A 16,415-nucleotide genomic window follows, 5' to 3' on the forward strand; every position below is an offset into this window, starting at 1 on the left:
GGCCTGGCCCGCCACTTTCAGATTCAGGAAAAGATGCCGCTTTGCAGGGCGTGGCGAATCAGATGCGCCTTATCATGAGCCGGGTTCATTTGCAGAAGCTGCTGCATCGCCTGCTGGCAGGCAGATAAATGACCCAGCCCCAGATGTCCCAGCGCTTCAATAAACAAACAGTGCTGCAGATGTCGTTGCTGCGCTGATATGTCGAGAACCACCAGGTCCGGAAGAGAGACGGCAAAAAAATCGGCTTGCGGAACGTCATCCCGATGCTGCCCGGCCCAGTCGATAAAATGGCGGAAGTGCCGCTCGGCCTGAGTCGGGTTACCGCGCTTACGCAGCGCAATGCCCTGCCAGAAAAGGTAATCTGCGGGCTGATCGTTGTAGTAACGCCCGGCGTCCAGCGTTGAGCCACCTTGCAGGGCAAGCTGGTAATATTCGGCTGCCTGCGGCGCATCCCCCGTCTGTTCAGCGCAATAGCCCAGCAAACACCAGATATCGTTGTCCGTTTGCCCGGGCAGTCGTCCCTCCCCCAGGTTATCGGGATAGCGTAATGCTGCTTTCAGACAGAGCGTGGCTGGCTTAAACGCCTGACGTTCGATGAACTGCAAAGCCCGATGCAGCTGATTCAGCAAATACTGGCCGGTAATTTTCCCTTCTCCCCCTTCCCAGGGATGGAATACGCGCGTATCCAGAATCGCGGCGGCATCGGCATAATGACCGGACGCGTTCCACAGGCTTAACAGCTCAGCGGTCAGATCGTCCCGCTTCAGCACCACGGCTTTACGCTCCGCCAGCGTCGTCAGTCGTTCATTGACCGGCGTAGCCAGTAACTTTTGCAGGAAATCGAGCTCAAACAGGAAGCGCGCATTTTCGGGTTCCAGCGCGACGGCGCGCTGCAGATATGCCAGCGCCTGCGTTGCATCCTGTTGTTTATTCCACGCATAGACGCCCAGCAGACGATGCGCGGGCGCATAATCGGGAGATTTTTCGAGCGTCTCGCGCCAGCAGCTCACCGCCTCTTCATAGCGACGTTTGCTGTACCAGAAGCAACCGAGCAGATAGCGGGCAAAAGCGCTGTCGCCCAGCGTTTGCAGCATCTGAACTTCATCAAGCGTGTTAGGGAAACGAACGTTGCGCGCATGACAGCGCTCGGCGGCGGCAATAAACTGTTGGCGTTGATTGGCATCGTCACTTAACGACGCACGCCACAGCATCGGCAACGCTTCCTGACAATCCAGAACCTCAAGTACCTCTTTCGCCGCCATTTTCTGTCCGATAGAGAGCAGCCAGCCCGCCAGCAGGCTGCCGTTTATCCCTCTGCGCCCTGTGACGCGCAGCAGGGTCTCTCGCGCTTCGTCACTCCGCTCAATCATCCAGCGCGCGCAGTGCAGCGGGTAGCTCAACGGGTATTGCTCAAGAGAGGCTAAAACAGACTCCAGCGCCGCTTGCTTCTGCCCGCTGTTCGCTAACGCCAGCGCTTTAAGCCCCATCGCCAGAGGGTTGCTGGCGTTGAATCGCAGGCTGGTATTAACTTTTTCCAGCGCATCGGCGACATCACCGCGCTTCATCGCCAGCCGCGCCAGCGACCACCAGGCGGCGTCACGGCAGTTACCGCTCCAGGAGGCTTTGAAATAGTGATCCCAGGCGCCTGCATCATCCCCCTGCCTTTCCAGTGTACTGGCTAGCAGCATACTGGCTTCGCCATCCCGTGGGTTCTTATTCAGACGATGCGCGCGCTGTAGCGCAGCGCGGGAACACTGTTCCGCCAGCGCCCAGTCGGCGCAGTTGAACGCCAGAGTACCGAGGGCAACATTATTGCGATAATCCTGCGGATCGAGCTCAACCGCCCGGCGATAGTAATCCCCGGCATAGCGGCTTGCGTGATTGTATTGTTCAAGGTGCTGGCCGATAAAATAGAGCTCGTCGCCATTGTGGATCGCTTCCGGTAACGCTGGCGCGATGGCGGGATCGGGCAGCGGCGTCTGCCGGGTAATATGTTCCTGATAATCCAGCAACAGCCGGTTCTCGGCGGTTTTCACTTTGATGGTTAAGCGCCCTGCGCCATTTTCCGGCAGCGTCTGCAGCCAACTCTCACCGGGCTTCAGCGTCAGCTGAGTTTCGTACAATGGCTGATGGTCAGCGCTGAGTTCCACCACGATATGTGTCAGCGGAGCAATGGCATAAACGCCAAGCTGCAGCTGCTCAGACTCGCGAACCAGCTTCAGTGCCAGCTGCGTATTGGCGTTTTGCACCATCCCTAACTCGCTGTAGGGAAGGAAATTTTGCACAAAAACCTTCTCTTCATAAGGCGCAAGCCACGTAAAGTCAGGCTGGTTATCGGTGAAGACACCGGTCATCAGCTCAATATAGGGGCCATTTTCATCGGTCAGATTGCGGTCCCAGGCCTGGCCAAATTCCCCGTAGCCCCAGCTCCACTGTTTCTTACCCGGAGAGACATGGTGATCCGCGACATGCAGTAACCCACCTCGCTCGTCATGGTGATAAGCGCCGACAAAATCGTAGTCCGACCTCTCGGCCATATACGAGGTTGGTACCGGAACGTTTTTATAGCGGGAGATATCAACGCCCGCAGAATAGTCCACTTTGTAATAGGTGCCGGTGGCAATGGGGAAAGCGGAAACGTCACGTTTACCATGGTCGAATACCGCGGTGACATCGGGAGGGAATACGCTCTGGTGGGCATCGCCGCCTTTGACTGCAGGGTTTGCCCACCACAGGAAATGACGCGGCGTGGCGTTACCATTAAAGACCTTACCGGCGATCTCAATCAGTGCCCGGTCAGGATAGAGCGTAAACCCGGCCATAACCTGCAAGCCGCGCATGGGCTCCGCTTCCCCCATCCATACAGTCTGTGCGCCGTTTTCTCCCTGCTGAACAGAAAAATCGACCGGCATAAAGGTCGTCGGCCGGTGATGTTGCGGCCAGTTAAACTCGATTCCGCCAGAGATCCAGGGCCCGAGCAGCCCGACCAGGGCAGGCTTAACCACTTCATTGTAATAGACGAAATCACGTTGTTTGACGTTGTCATACGCCCGATGAATACGGCCGCCAAGCTCCGGTAGCAGCATGATCCGAATGAAATCATTCTCCATCCACACGGCGTGATAATCGCGCATTTCACATTCGCCGGTCAGGGTATCAATCACGCCATAGGGATAGACGCTGCCGGAAGAGCCTTGATAAACACGTTTTTCCAGAAACATAGGGTTCGGATCTTCCGCCCCCGTCGTCCACGTTGGTAATGAAATGGTTTCCTGCCAGACCTTAACCGAACCGTACATGACGCCTCCACTAAACAAAACGAAGTAAAATATGTTATGAGAGGAGTCTATATCGCCAATTCGCTGTTAAAATGCGCAAAGCTCACGCAATATAGTTAAGGGAGTTAAGTGTATGCAGCGTACTGGTTTTAATAACGCCCGGGTCCGGCAGGTCAATAAATCGATTTTTCTTTCCCATCTGTGGCGGGAAAAGCAGCTCAGTAAATCACAGCTCTCTCAACTCACCGGACTCTCCATTCCGGCAGTGAGCAATATTCTCGCCGAGCTGCTGGGCGAAGGATTGATTAGTCACTCAACGGAACACATGAGCAAACGCGGCGTGAACAGCGGCAGCTACCAGATCCCCGAACACGGCGCCTGGACACTGTGCATGAATATCACCCCGACCAGCATTGAGTATCAGCTTGCTGACGCCCGTCTGTTGGCAGTGGACAACCACCAGCATTTGCCAGTCGACGCCCCCACCCCAAAAGCCCTGCTTGACGCCATCGTTGAATGCTGGCGGCATATCCACCGCCGCTACCCGCAGCACAGTATTAATCTCGCCCTTGGCGTGCACGGACAAGTTGATCCGATAACCGGCGTTTCACAAACCATGCCCCAGGCACGCTGGAAAACACCGATTGAAATAAAGTATCTGCTTGAGGAACAGCTTGGCGTGCAGGTTCGGGTGGATAATGACTGCGTGATGCTGGCGCTGGCGGAAAAGTGGCAGCATCAGGGTACCCAGCCGGATTTTTGCGTGATCAACGTCGACTACGGCATCGGCTCGTCATTTGTGATTAACGATCATATTTATCGTGGCAGCCTGTACGGCAGCGGGCAGATTGGGCACACGATTGTCAATCCTGACGGCAAAGCCTGTGACTGCGGAAGATACGGTTGCCTCGAAACCGTCGCCTCGCTCAGTGCGTTGAAAAAACAGGCCAGAATGTGGCTCAAAACACAGCCTGAAGCAACGCTCTCACCCGAGCAGCTCACCACGACATCGCTCATTGCGGCCTGGGAACAAGGAGATGTGCAAATTCGCGCATGGGTTGATAACGCTGCCAACGCTATTGGCTTAAGCCTCTATAATTTCCTGAATATATTAAATATTAATCAGATCTGGCTGTACGGGCGTAGCTGCGCCTTTGGTGAGCAATGGCTGGAAAATATCGTCAAACAAACGGGCTTCAACCCTTTTGACCACCGGGATACGCCGCGAGCGCACGCCACCCAAATCGGTTTTGGCCAGCTAACCCGTGCCCAGCAGCTGATGGGGATAGGTTATCTGTACGTTGAGGAGCAGTTGCAGACGTTGGTTTAGTCATAAACGAACGTGGCGGAGCGTAAATTTGTGTATTACGTTTAGATCACACTTCTCTCATAACGAGCTGATTATGAACACACTCCGCTATTTTGATTTTGGCGCTTCCCGCTCTTTGCTGCTGCTCATCGCCCGCATCGCCGTGGTGGTCCTGTTTATTCTTTTTGGTTATCCGAAACTGTTGGGCTTTGGCGGCACGGTGCAGTACATGGCCGCCTCCGGTGCGCCAATGCCGACGCTGGCGGCGATTATCGCTGTGATTATGGAGGTCCCTGCGGCGATCTTAATTGTGCTGGGCTTTTTCACCCGCCCGCTGGCGGTCATCTTTATTTTTTATACGCTGGGTACGGCGGTGATTGGCCATCATTACTGGGATATGACCGGCGATGCGGTATTGCCGAACATGATTAATTTCTGGAAAAACGTCAGTATTGCCGGCGCTTTTCTGCTGCTGGCGATTACCGGCCCCGGCGCGATTTCGCTCGACCGCCGCTAATCGACAGACACAAAAAAGGCCGCAATCGCGGCCTTTTTTATTGCAACGTTAACGCTTACGCATAAACCGGGAAACGTGCGCAGATATCCAGCACTTTGCCTTTCACACGTTCAATGACGGCTTCGTCATTGATATTGTCCAGCACGTCACACATCCAGCCAGCCAGCTCTTTGACTTCCGCTTCTTTAAAGCCGCGGCGAGTCACAGCCGGAGAACCGATACGGATACCGGAAGTCACGAACGGGCTCTTCGGATCGTTCGGCACGCTGTTTTTGTTCACGGTGATGTTGGCGCGGCCCAGGGCGGCGTCAGCTTCTTTACCGGTCAGGTTTTTATCCACCAGGTCCAGCAGGAACAGGTGGTTCTCAGTCCCGCCAGAAACCACTTTGTAACCGCGGCTCAGGAACACTTCCACCATCGCTTTCGCGTTTTTCGCAACCTGCTGCTGGTAAACTTTGAACTCTGGCTCCATCGCTTCTTTCAGCGCCACCGCTTTCGCCGCGATAACGTGCATCAGCGGGCCGCCCTGCGCGCTTGGGAACACGGCAGAGTTCAGTTTTTTGTACAGCTCTTCGCTACCGCCTTTCGCCAGAATCAGGCCGCCGCGCGGACCCGCCAGGGTTTTGTGGGTGGTGGTGGTCACAACGTGAGCATGCGGAACCGGGTTCGGATACACACCCGCGGCAATCAGGCCAGCCACGTGCGCCATATCGACGAACAGGTAGGCGCCGATGCTGTCGGCGATTTCACGCATTTTTGCCCAGTCAACGATACCGGAGTAAGCCGAGAAACCACCGATGATCATCTTCGGTTTGTGTTCCTGAGCCTGCTTCGCCATGTCGTCATAGTCAATTTTACCGGACTCATCAATACCGTAAGGGATGATGTTGTACAGTTTGCCGGAGAAGTTAACCGGAGAGCCGTGAGTCAGGTGGCCGCCTTGCGCCAGGTTCATACCGAGCACGGTATCACCCGGCTGCAGCAGCGCGGTGTAGACCGCAAAGTTAGCCTGAGAGCCGGAGTGCGGCTGGACGTTAGCATAGTCAGCGCCGAACAGTTCTTTCGCGCGGTCGATAGCCAGTTGCTCAACCACGTCGACATATTCACAGCCGCCGTAGTAACGCTTGCCCGGATACCCTTCAGCATATTTGTTGGTCAGCTGAGAGCCCTGCGCCTGCATGACGCGCGGACTGGTGTAGTTTTCGGAGGCGATCAGTTCGATGTGCTCTTCCTGACGTACTTTTTCCTGCTCCATAGCCTGCCACAGTTCGGCATCATAATCGGCAATGTTCATTTCACGCTTTAACATCCGCATCTCCTGACTCAGCTAACAATAAAATTTCGGCCTAAAAAGGCGGTCCGATTGGACAACGGCCCACAGTATAACCTAATCATTCTGTGATAACAGGTCTTGACAAAGGATTTTACGCAAACGATTGGCTCCGCATGATACAAGGCTTTGAGCAATAACGTCTCTCTCATTATCAACGGATTTCTTTTCAGGTTTGTGATGCAAATTCTTCATGTTGTAACGGCATCGGGGCTAAGTGTTAAAGAACCATTTACATAGCAGGGTTATTTCTATAAGATGCATTTAAAATGCATCAATAAGATAACACACAAGGAAGCACGCTATGCTCGACGCTCAAACCATCGCCACGGTCAAAGCCACCATCCCCCTGCTGGTAGAGACCGGCCCAAAGCTCACCGCCCATTTCTACGATCGTATGTTCGCGCATAATCCGGAGCTCAAAGAGATCTTCAACATGAGCAACCAGCGCAACGGCGATCAGCGCGAAGCGTTATTCAACGCCATTGCCGCCTACGCCAGCAATATCGATAACCTGCCCGCCCTGCTGCCGGCGGTGGAAAAAATCGCCCAGAAACACACCAGCTTCCAGATCAAACCGGAGCAGTACAACATCGTTGGCAGCCATCTGCTGGCGACCCTCGATGAAATGTTCAGCCCGGGTCAGGACGTGCTTGATGCCTGGGGGAAAGCTTACGGCGTGCTGGCGAACGTCTTTATCGGCCGCGAAGCCGAGATTTATCAGCAAAACTCCAGTAAAACCGGTGGCTGGGAAGGGACCCGCGCGTTCCGCATCGTGAAGAAAACCCCGCGTAGCCAGCTCATCACCAGCTTTGAACTGGCGCCGGTCGACGGCCAGCCGGTCGCCGATTACCAGCCGGGGCAGTACCTGGCCATCTGGCTGAAACCGGAAGGCTTCGAATATCAGGAAATTCGTCAATACTCTTTAACCCGCAAAGCAGACGGCAAAGGCTACCGCATCGCGGTAAAACGTGAGGACGGCGGTCAGGTTTCCAGCTGGCTGCATAACCATGCCAGCGAAGGCGATGTGGTCTATTTAGCCGCGCCGGCGGGGGACTTCTTCCTTAACGTTGAACCGCAGACGCCGGTCACCCTGCTCTCCGGCGGCGTCGGGCAAACACCGATGCTGGCGATGCTGGATTCGCTGGCGAAGAGCGGTCATCAGGGTCAGGTGAACTGGTTCCATGCGGCAGAAAATGGCGACGTTCACGCCTTTGCCGATGAAGTGAGTGCGCTTGGCGCGGCGCTGCCGGCGTTTACCTCTCACGTGTGGTATCGCAACCCGAGCGAAGCCGACCGTCAGGCTGGACGTTTTGATAGCGAAGGTTTGATGGATTTAGCGGCAGTGGCGGACAATATTCGCGACCCGCAGATGCAGTTCTATCTCTGCGGCCCGGTAGCGTTTATGCAGTTTGCAGCGAAGCAGCTGGTAGAATTAGGGGTCAATAAAGACAACATTCATTACGAATGTTTCGGCCCGCATAAGGTGCTGTAAGCCCCGACGACGCGGGGATTTGTAGGCCGGGTAAGCGCAGCGCCACCCGGCAATACTGCAGCGAGCGGCGAGAGTTAAATCGCCGCGTCGTCTTCTTCACCGGTACGGATACGAATAACCCGCGCGACGTCGAAGACAAAGATTTTACCGTCGCCGATTTTACCGGTCTGCGCCGTACGGATGATGGTATCGACGCAAGTATCGACGATATCGTCAGTCACCACGATTTCAATTTTCACCTTCGGCAGAAAATCCACCATGTACTCCGCACCGCGGTACAGCTCGGTATGACCTTTCTGGCGGCCAAAGCCCTTCACTTCCGTCACCGTCATCCCGGTGATGCCGACTTCGGCCAGCGCTTCACGCACGTCATCCAGTTTGAAAGGTTTAATAATCGCATCAATCTTTTTCATGGTGTTCCTGTCTTAGTCGCGTAACCGGTTGCTTACCGTATCATAACTTGCGCTATGCTGCGGAGCTACTCTTTAAAGTCGTTGGCGTCGAGCTCATGGCGCGACAGCAGTTTATAGAATTCGGTGCGGTTGCGCCCTGCCATCCGCGCGGCGTGGGTGACATTGCCTTTAGTAATTTGCAGCAGCTTGCGCAGGTAGTTCAGCTCAAACTGATTACGCGCCTCCACGAAGGTCGGCAGCGCGGTATTCTCTCCTTCCAGCGCCTGCTCCACCAGCGCGTCGCCGATCACCGGCGATGAGGTCAGGGCCACACACTGCTCGATCACGTTCACCAGCTGGCGCACGTTACCCGGCCACTTGGCGGCCATCAGCCGCTTCATCGCATCGCTGGAAAACGCCCGCACAAACGGCTTATGGCGATCGGCGGACTGGCGCAGCAAATGATTAGCCAGCAGCGGGATATCCTCAGCCCGTTCGGAAAGCGGTGGGATCTTCAGATTCACTACGTTGAGGCGGTAAAACAGATCTTCGCGGAACTCGCCGCGGGCCATCGCCTTCGGCAGGTCGCGGTGGGTGGCGGAGATGATCCGCACGTTGATCTCGATATCGCGGTTGCTGCCCAGCGGACGCACCTTACGCTCCTGCAGGACGCGCAGCAGCTTCACCTGCAGTGCAACCGGCATATCGCCGATCTCGTCGAGAAACAGCGTACCGCCCTCAGCGGCCTGGAATAATCCTTCACGGTTACTGACCGCGCCGGTAAAAGCGCCCCGCGCATGACCGAAGAGCTCAGACTCGAGCAGCTGTTCCGGCAGCGCGCCGCAGTTGATCGCCACGAACGGCTTATCATGACGCGGGCTGGCGTTATGGATCGCCTGAGCGACGATCTCCTTCCCGGTCCCGCTCTGGCCATTAATCAGCACGCTGACGTCCGATTGCGCCACCATCCCGGCCTGCTCAAGCAGGCGTAGCATCAGCGGGCTGCGGGTCACAATCGCCTGGCGCCAGGCTTCGTCGGTGGCCGGCGAGCGCTGCTCTAACGCCTCATCAATGGCTTTATACAAGGCATCTTTATCGACCGGCTTGGTCAGGAAGCTGAACACTCCCTGCTGGGTCGCGGCCACGGCGTCGGGAATCGAACCATGGGCGGTGAGAATAATCACCGGCATGCCGGGCAGCCCCTTCTGGATCTCGCTGAACAGCTGCAGGCCGTCCATTTCATCCATCCGCAGATCGCTAATCACCAGATCCACTTTCTCACGTCCCAGCACGCGCAGCGCTTCCGGCCCACTCTCCGCGGTGGCCACGCTGTAGCCTTCGCTGACCAGGCGCATACCCAGCAGCTTCAGCAGCCCCGGATCGTCATCCACCAGCAACAAACGCGCCGGTTTACGGATCGTCATGGATCACCTCCGGCACTTTTTCACTGCCGAAGTTGCCGCCCGGCTTGCGGCTGGAGAGCTGGCGTTCGATATCCGTCAGGTTCTCCAGCTTACGGGTGGTCAGCTCCAGCTGTTCGCGCAACGCCTGCTCCTGCTGACGCAGCGTCTCCAGTTCGCTATCGCTGGACTGCTGAAGCTTCGCGTAACGGGCACGCTCTTCCACCAGCTGCAGCTGGCGGGTCTGGCCGTCGCGCCAGAGCTGATACAGCGGGCGGACCTGAACGGCGATTTGCGGGCTGAAGGTATCGAGACGCGCCACCAGGTCGCGACGCTCGTCGGGAGTAATTTTGGCATCAGCAAGCAGGATGCCGCGACGGAAGGCGTCCTGCCAGCTGTCGTCGGTATGGCGCTTCGCCTCTGCCCGCGCCTGCACCGGAGCCAGACGATCGGCACAATCAATTCCCCGCAGCCAGTAGAGGGGATTTTTATCGCTGGCATCGCTGCTGTGCGCCCAGATGTCCGCGCAGTCGACCGCGACAAAATCGGCCACCTGATGCTGCGCCAGTCCAGGGGCGGCGGTACCTTCCGCCGTATGCGGTGAGAAGCCGGCGGAACACCCCGCCAGCGTCAGACAAGCTATGCCTGAGAGCAACCATCCGTTGAGCGAACGGCGCCAGGCCAGGAAATGGGACATAGTTCCCCGATATCGATTCATAGGTTGGTTTATTCCGGTGCTGCTGCGGGGAGCGTAATGCGAAAACAGACTTGCCCGGCGGGAGCGTCAACCAGACTCAGATCCCCTTGCATCTGCCGGACGCAGTCGCGGGCAATACTCAACCCCAGACCACTGCCCTTAACGGCCCCTTTACGCTGGTGACTTCCCTGGTAAAAAGGCTCAAAAATCATATTCTGTTCTGCGGCCGGGATCGGTTCGCCGCTGTTAGCGACATCAATACGTACCTGCTCTCCGTGCCGGTAGCTATGGATACGAATGTTACCGGATTCAGCGCCATAGTGCACCGCATTGGAGTAGAGATTATCCATTACGCTTATCAATAGCGCAGGCTCTGCCAGACAACGCCGCGCCTGCAGCGTCAGTTCGGTATGCATCAGTTTAGCCCGCGCGGGCAGGCTGTGCGCCGCCACGACGTTTTCCACCAGTTCCACCAGGTCCACCGCTTCGCGTGTCACCGGCCCGTCGGCCTGTTTTCGGTTGTAGTCCAGCAGCTGTTCAATCAGCTTTTGCAGGTTACGGCTACTGCTGTCGAGGATCTCGACGATCTCCTGCTGCTCAGGGGTCAGTGGCCCGGCGACCCTGTCGGCCAACAGCTCGGTACCTTCACGCATACTGGCCAGCGGGGTTTTCAGCTCATGCGACAGATGGCGAAGAAATTGATGCCGCTGCGACTCCAGCCACGCCAGGCGTTCGCTGAGCCAGATGATACGCTTGCCCACCGAGCGCAGCTCGCGCGGGCCGGTAAACAATGCGGCGTCGTCCAGCGACTTCCCTGCCCCCAGCTGATTGATCATTCTTTCGATGCCTTTCACCGGACCGATAATCATGCGGGTGAAGAGTAGCACCAGCGCCAGGCTCAGCAGAAACAGCACCAGCGCCTGCCAGCCGAAAAACTGGCCGCGTTCGGCAATCTCCTGCTGCAGCTGCTGGCCGCGGGAATAGACGACCGCCCGGGTCGCCTGCACCATATCGCTGTTATTGCTGGCGAAAACTTCCAGTCTGGCGGCCGACTGGGCATCGGGGCCGCTGTTTTTACACTGCAGCTGCGCCAGATCGCTGACATCCTGACGCAGCGCCTGCCAGAGCCTCTCGTCCGGTAGCACGCCAGCGTGGGCATCCAGCATCTGGCTGTAGCGCTGTCGCTGATTCTGATACACCCGCGCCAGCGTCGGATCGTCCAGCACGCAGTACTGGCGATAGCTGCGCTCCATCTCCAGCGCGGCATTGATCATCGCCTCGCTGCGTCGGGCATCGACCAGCGTAGTGCGGTTGATATGCGCCGCCTGGGCGCTAAGGGCATTCAGGCTCTGCCAGGCCTGCCATGCCAGCACCAGTAACGGCAGCAGGATCAGCACAAAGGAGAGCGTCACCAGCTGACGCAGCGAACGGGGAAAAAGAGAGAGTCGCTTCAAGGATGTTGTCTCAATCATTAGCTCTGGTCGATGCTAACTGAGGAGCGCGCCAGAGAAAAGCGCTACCGCTGACTGCTGCGCCGCAGAAACAACAAAGCCAGGCGCAAGGCCTGGCTTTGTTCAGGAATGAGGCGGTGCCTTACTCGACGTTTCGCCCGATGTCTGATAAAGCCAGGCTATTATCAGGAGTTGGACGGCAGGCACCTGTTTGTGCGTCATTCGAAGTTTATGTAGCGCGTCCCGAAGGGGCTGACATAAGAAGGTGAATGAGCCACTGGTTAATATTATGCATGAACTATGCCATCTTTCAAAACATTTTATTAACACACTGATATTTATGATATTAGTTCAATATCATCGCCCAACCAGAGCTGTGCACTTTTTATTCACACTGTCGCCAGTTGACGACACTAAATAAGCGCTTAATCACTCATCAATTAAATCAATAACTTAAATGTCTCCTATTAGAGACACCATAACATAGCGGTTGTCGGCAATTCCCGACACCCTGGCGTGCCGGCTATCACAGATAAAAAAAGCCCCCTGCCTGAGCAGGGGGCCGATACGTCCGCGTGACACGCTGCGGGGAGATTAACCCAGCTGTTTACGCGCGTTACGGAAGATACGCATCCACGGGCTGTCCTCGCCCCAGTTCTCCGGGTGCCAGGAGTTGCTTACGGTACGGAAGACGCGTTCCGGGTGCGGCATCATGATGGTCGCGCGCCCGCTTTCGCTGGTCACCGCGGTGATACCGTTCGGGGAACCGTTCGGGTTCGCCGGATAGGTTTCGGTCACTTTGCCGAAGTTATCGACGAAGCGCAACGCCACCAGACCTTTGCTCTCCAGCTGGGCCAGATGCGCGCTGTCGCGCACTTCCACCTGACCTTCGCCGTGGGAGACCGCAATCGGCATCCGTGAGCCAACCATGCCTTCCAGCAGCAGGGATGGGCTTTGCGTCACTTCCACCAGGCTAAAGCGCGCTTCGAAGCGGTCAGACTGGTTACGCACAAAGCGCGGCCACAGATCGCTGCCCGGGATCAGTTCACGCAGGTTGGACATCATCTGACAGCCGTTGCACACGCCGAGCGCCAGGGTCTGCGGACGATGGAAGAACGTCGCGAACTCATCGCGCACGCGCTCGTTGAACAGAATCGACTTCGCCCAGCCTTCACCCGCGCCCAGCACGTCGCCGTAGGAGAAGCCGCCGCAGGCCACCAGGGCATGGAAATCACCCAGACCGGTCCGGCCCGCCAGCAGGTCGCTCATATGCACGTCGATGGCGTCAAAGCCGGCGCGATGGAAGGCTGCCGCCATTTCAACGTGAGAGTTCACCCCCTGCTCGCGCAGGACGGCCACTTTCGGACGCGCGCCGGTGGCAATGTACGGCGCCGCAACGTCGTCATTAATATCAAACGAAAGCTTCACATTGAGGCCCGGGTCGGCGTCATTGGCTTTCGCCTCGTGCTCCTGATCGGCGCAGGCCGGGTTGTCACGTAGACGCTGCATCTGCCAGGTGGTTTCCGCCCACCACATGCGCAGCGTGGTACGGCTTTCGCTAAACACCGTCTGACCGTTGGCAGTCAGCACAAAGCGATCGCCCTCAACCGCTTTACCGAGGTAATGCACGCAGTCTGCCAGACCGTTAACCGCCAGAATGGCTTCCACCGCCTCACGGTCTGCGGCACGTACCTGGATCACCGCCCCCAGCTCTTCGTTGAACAGCGCGGCCAGACGGTCGTCGCCCAGCGCGGCGATATCTGCTTCCAGGCCACAGTGGCCGGTAAAGGCCATTTCCGCCAGGGTCACCAGCAGGCCGCCATCGGAGCGGTCGTGGTAGGCCAGCAGTTTACGCTGCGCCACCAGGGCCTGCATCGCATCCCAGAAGCCTTTCAGCTGAACAACATCACGCACGTCAGCTGGCTTGTCGCCGAGCTGGCGATAGACCTGCGCCAGGGCCGTCGCGCCCAGCGCGTTGTGGCCTTTACCGAGGTCGATCAGCAGCAGAGCGTTATCTTCTGTAGAAAGCTGCGGCGTGACGGTATGACGAACATCTTCGACACGGGCAAAGGCGGAGATCACCAGCGACAGCGGGGAGGTCATCTCGCGCTGCTCGCTGCCTTCCTGCCAGCGGGTTTTCATCGACATCGAGTCTTTGCCGACTGGAATGGTCAGGCCCAGCGCCGGACACAGCTCTTCGCCGACCGCTTTCACTGCCTCATACAGGCCAGCGTCTTCGCCCGGGTGGCCAGCGGCGGCCATCCAGTTAGCCGACAGCTTCACGCGGTTCAGCTCGCCAATCTGCGTGGCGGCGATGTTGGTCAGCGCTTCACCGACGGCCAGACGGCCAGAGGCCGCGAAGTCCAGCAGGGCAACCGGGGCGCGCTCGCCCATCGCCATCGCTTCACCGTAGTAGCTGTCGAGGCTGGCGGTGGTTACCGCGCAGTTGGCCACCGGGATCTGCCACGGGCCGACCATCTGGTCGCGGGCGACCATGCCGGTCACCGTACGGTCGCCGATGGTCACGAGGAAGGTTTTCTCGGCCACCGTCGGCAGATGCAGAACGCGATTTACCGCATCGGCAAGGGTAATAGGTTGGCGATCCAGCGCGCTGCCCTGAGCTTTCAGGGTCTGCACGTCACGGGTCATTTTCGGCGTTTTGCCGAGCAGGACGTCCAGCGGCAGGTCGATCGGCTGATCGTTAAAGTGGCTGTCGCTCAGGCTCAGGTGCTGCTCAGCGGTAGCTTCGCCGATAACGGCATAAGGCGCGCGTTCGCGGCGGCACAGTTCGTCGAACAGCGGCAGTTGCTCCGGCGCGACCGCCAGAACATAACGCTCCTGCGATTCGTTACACCAGATCTCCAGCGGGCTCATCCCTGGCTCATCGCTGAGAATATCGCGCAGCTGGAATTTACCGCCGCGGCCGCCGTCGCTTACCAGCTCCGGCATGGCGTTGGAAAGACCGCCCGCGCCAACGTCGTGGATAAAGAGGATCGGGTTGGCGTCGCCCAGCTGCCAGCAACGGTCGATCACTTCCTGACAGCGGCGTTCCATTTCCGGGTTGTCACGCTGTACGGAGGCGAAATCAAGGTCGGCATCAGACTGGCCGGAGGCCATAGAAGACGCCGCGCCGCCGCCGAGGCCGATATTCATCGCCGGGCCACCCAGCACGATCAGTTTCGCGCCGACGGTAATTTCGCCCTTCTGCACGTGCTCGCCGCGGATGTTGCCGATGCCGCCGGCCAGCATGATCGGTTTGTGGTAGCCGCGCAGCTCTTCACCGTTGTGGCTGGTGACTTTCTCTTCGTAGGTACGGAAGTAGCCGTTCAGCGCCGGACGACCAAATTCGTTATTAAACGCCGCGCCGCCCAGTGGGCCGTCAGTCATGATGTCCAGGGCGGTGACGATGCGATCCGGTTTACCGAAATCTTCTTCCCACGGCTGCTCGAAGCCCGGAATACGCAGGTTGGAAACCGAGAAGCCCACCAGGCCCGCTTTCGGCTTCGCGCCGCGGCCGGTGGCGCCTTCATCACGGATTTCACCGCCGGAGCCGGTTGCCGCGCCTGGCCATGGAGAGATGGCCGTCGGGTGGTTATGGGTTTCCACCTTCATCAGAATGTGCGCCGGCTCCTGATGGAAGTCGTAGCGCCCGGTCTGGTGGTCAGCGAAGTAACGTCCGACTTCAGACCCTTCCATCACCGCGGCGTTGTCTTTATAGGCTGACAGGACATAGTCCGGCGTTTTTTCAAAGGTGTTTTTGATCATTTTGAACAGCGACTTCGGCTGCTGTTCGCCGTCGATGATCCAGTCGGCGTTGAAAATCTTGTGGCGACAATGCTCAGAGTTCGCCTGAGCGAACATATACAGCTCGATATCGTTCGGATTGCGGCCCAGGCGGGTAAACGCGTCCTGCAGGTAGTCGATTTCATCGTCTGCCAGCGCCAGCCCCAGACGGAGGTTGGCGTCAATCAGTGCCTGGCGGCCCTCGCCCAGCAGGTCAACGCTAGTGACCGGCGTCGGCTGATGGTGGGCAAACAGTGTCTCGCCCGCTTCCAGGGCGTCGAAGACGCTCTCCATCATGCGGTCGTGCAGCTCCGCCGCCACGGCGGTCCACTGTGCTTCGGTCAGGGTTGAGGCTTCAACGTAATACGCCACGCCGCGCTCCAGGCGCACGACCTGAGTCAGACCGCAGTTGTGAGCGATGTCGGTAGCTTTAGAAGACCAGGGAGAGATGGTGCCAGGGCGAGGGGTCACGAGCAGTAATTTACCGGTCGGGGTATGGCTGTTTAAGCTCGGGCCATACTGAAGCAGTCGCGCCAGGCGCTCGCGATCGTCAGCGCTCAGCGGAGCGTTCAGATCGGCAAAATGAATATATTCGGCATATATGGCGCTTACCGGAAGGTTGGCCGCCTGAAATCGTGCCAGCAGTTTATTGATACGGAATGCCGACAGTGCAGGTGAACCACGCAAAATTTCCATCATAAGTCTCTCGTCTTCGAAGCTTTCAGGGTGAGCCAGGGGGGGAAACGGGCGTCATTATAGTGAA

General features: G+C 57.7%; 10 protein-coding genes. 3 read left to right on the forward strand and 7 right to left on the reverse strand.

What is annotated here, in order from left to right; genetic code table 11:
- Positions 1–23: 23 nt before the first annotated feature.
- Positions 24–3,299 carry a DUF5107 domain-containing protein gene (locus CWM58_RS13660; protein ID WP_100681115.1) on the reverse strand — a complete coding sequence of 1,092 codons (3,276 nt, stop codon included), beginning with the start codon at positions 3,297–3,299 and terminating at the stop codon, positions 24–26.
- A gap of 112 nt (positions 3,300–3,411) precedes the next feature.
- Between CWM58_RS13660 and CWM58_RS13665 the strand changes: the two genes are divergently transcribed.
- Both CWM58_RS13665 and CWM58_RS13670 read left to right on the forward strand, forming a co-directional pair.
- Entirely contained in the window at positions 3,412–4,608 is a 1,197-nt protein-coding gene (locus CWM58_RS13665; RefSeq protein ID WP_100681116.1) for an ROK family transcriptional regulator, read from the forward strand.
- Between the two features lie 73 nt (positions 4,609–4,681).
- A complete protein-coding gene (locus tag CWM58_RS13670; protein WP_012540860.1) occupies positions 4,682–5,104 on the forward strand; it encodes a DoxX family protein in 423 nt (140 codons plus the stop codon).
- 55 nt (positions 5,105–5,159) lie between these two features.
- Here CWM58_RS13670 and glyA read toward each other — a convergent pair whose 3' ends face one another.
- On the reverse strand, positions 5,160–6,413 hold the full coding sequence (gene glyA, locus CWM58_RS13675; protein ID WP_061153655.1) for a serine hydroxymethyltransferase: 1,254 nt from the start codon (positions 6,411–6,413) through the stop codon (positions 5,160–5,162).
- A gap of 325 nt (positions 6,414–6,738) precedes the next feature.
- On the opposite strand from glyA, the gene hmpA reads away from it, so the two are divergent.
- On the forward strand, positions 6,739–7,929 hold the full coding sequence (gene hmpA / locus CWM58_RS13680) for an NO-inducible flavohemoprotein (RefSeq protein ID WP_100681117.1): 1,191 nt from the start codon (positions 6,739–6,741) through the stop codon (positions 7,927–7,929).
- Between the two features lie 74 nt (positions 7,930–8,003).
- On the opposite strand, the gene glnB is transcribed toward hmpA, so the two are convergent.
- The 5 genes from glnB to purL form a co-directional block, all read right to left on the reverse strand.
- Positions 8,004–8,342, reverse strand: coding sequence for a nitrogen regulatory protein P-II (glnB, locus tag CWM58_RS13685; protein ID WP_002914032.1), 339 nt, complete (start codon positions 8,340–8,342; stop codon positions 8,004–8,006).
- Between the two features lie 65 nt (positions 8,343–8,407).
- The gene (gene glrR, locus CWM58_RS13690; protein ID WP_061153653.1) at positions 8,408–9,745 is read right to left on the reverse strand and encodes a two-component system response regulator GlrR; all 1,338 of its coding nucleotides are present in this window, start codon (positions 9,743–9,745) and stop codon (positions 8,408–8,410) included.
- Complete coding sequence (gene qseG, locus CWM58_RS13695; protein WP_061153652.1) at positions 9,732–10,418, reverse strand: two-component system QseEF-associated lipoprotein QseG; 687 nt, start codon at positions 10,416–10,418, stop codon at positions 9,732–9,734. Before qseG ends, glrR begins: the two co-directional genes overlap by 14 nt.
- Positions 10,419–10,447: 29 nt before the next feature.
- Positions 10,448–11,872 carry a sensor histidine kinase gene (locus tag CWM58_RS13700; RefSeq protein WP_077274667.1) on the reverse strand — a complete coding sequence of 475 codons (1,425 nt, stop codon included), beginning with the start codon at positions 11,870–11,872 and terminating at the stop codon, positions 10,448–10,450.
- A gap of 591 nt (positions 11,873–12,463) precedes the next feature.
- Entirely contained in the window at positions 12,464–16,351 is a 3,888-nt protein-coding gene (gene purL, locus CWM58_RS13710) for a phosphoribosylformylglycinamidine synthase (RefSeq protein ID WP_100681118.1), read from the reverse strand.
- Positions 16,352–16,415 lie beyond the last annotated feature (64 nt).

The sequence above is a fragment of the Klebsiella sp. H-Nf2 genome, from assembly GCF_002806645.1.
Classification (GTDB): domain Bacteria; phylum Pseudomonadota; class Gammaproteobacteria; order Enterobacterales; family Enterobacteriaceae; genus Klebsiella; species Klebsiella variicola.

Excerpts from the sequence above, each read along its gene's own strand:
- CWM58_RS13660 (WP_100681115.1), bottom strand. The coding sequence starts at position 3,299 with ATGTACGGTTCGGTTAAGGTCTGGCAGGAAACCATTTCATTACCAACG.
- CWM58_RS13665 (WP_100681116.1), top strand. The coding sequence starts at position 3,412 with ATGCAGCGTACTGGTTTTAATAACGCCCGGGTCCGGCAGGTCAATAAA.
- CWM58_RS13670 (WP_012540860.1), top strand. The coding sequence starts at position 4,682 with ATGAACACACTCCGCTATTTTGATTTTGGCGCTTCCCGCTCTTTGCTG.
- glyA (WP_061153655.1), bottom strand. The coding sequence starts at position 6,413 with ATGTTAAAGCGTGAAATGAACATTGCCGATTATGATGCCGAACTGTGG.
- hmpA (WP_100681117.1), top strand. The coding sequence starts at position 6,739 with ATGCTCGACGCTCAAACCATCGCCACGGTCAAAGCCACCATCCCCCTG.
- glnB (WP_002914032.1), bottom strand. The coding sequence starts at position 8,342 with ATGAAAAAGATTGATGCGATTATTAAACCTTTCAAACTGGATGACGTG.
- glrR (WP_061153653.1), bottom strand. The coding sequence starts at position 9,745 with ATGACGATCCGTAAACCGGCGCGTTTGTTGCTGGTGGATGACGATCCG.
- qseG (WP_061153652.1), bottom strand. The coding sequence starts at position 10,418 with ATGTCCCATTTCCTGGCCTGGCGCCGTTCGCTCAACGGATGGTTGCTC.
- purL (WP_100681118.1), bottom strand. The coding sequence starts at position 16,351 with ATGATGGAAATTTTGCGTGGTTCACCTGCACTGTCGGCATTCCGTATC.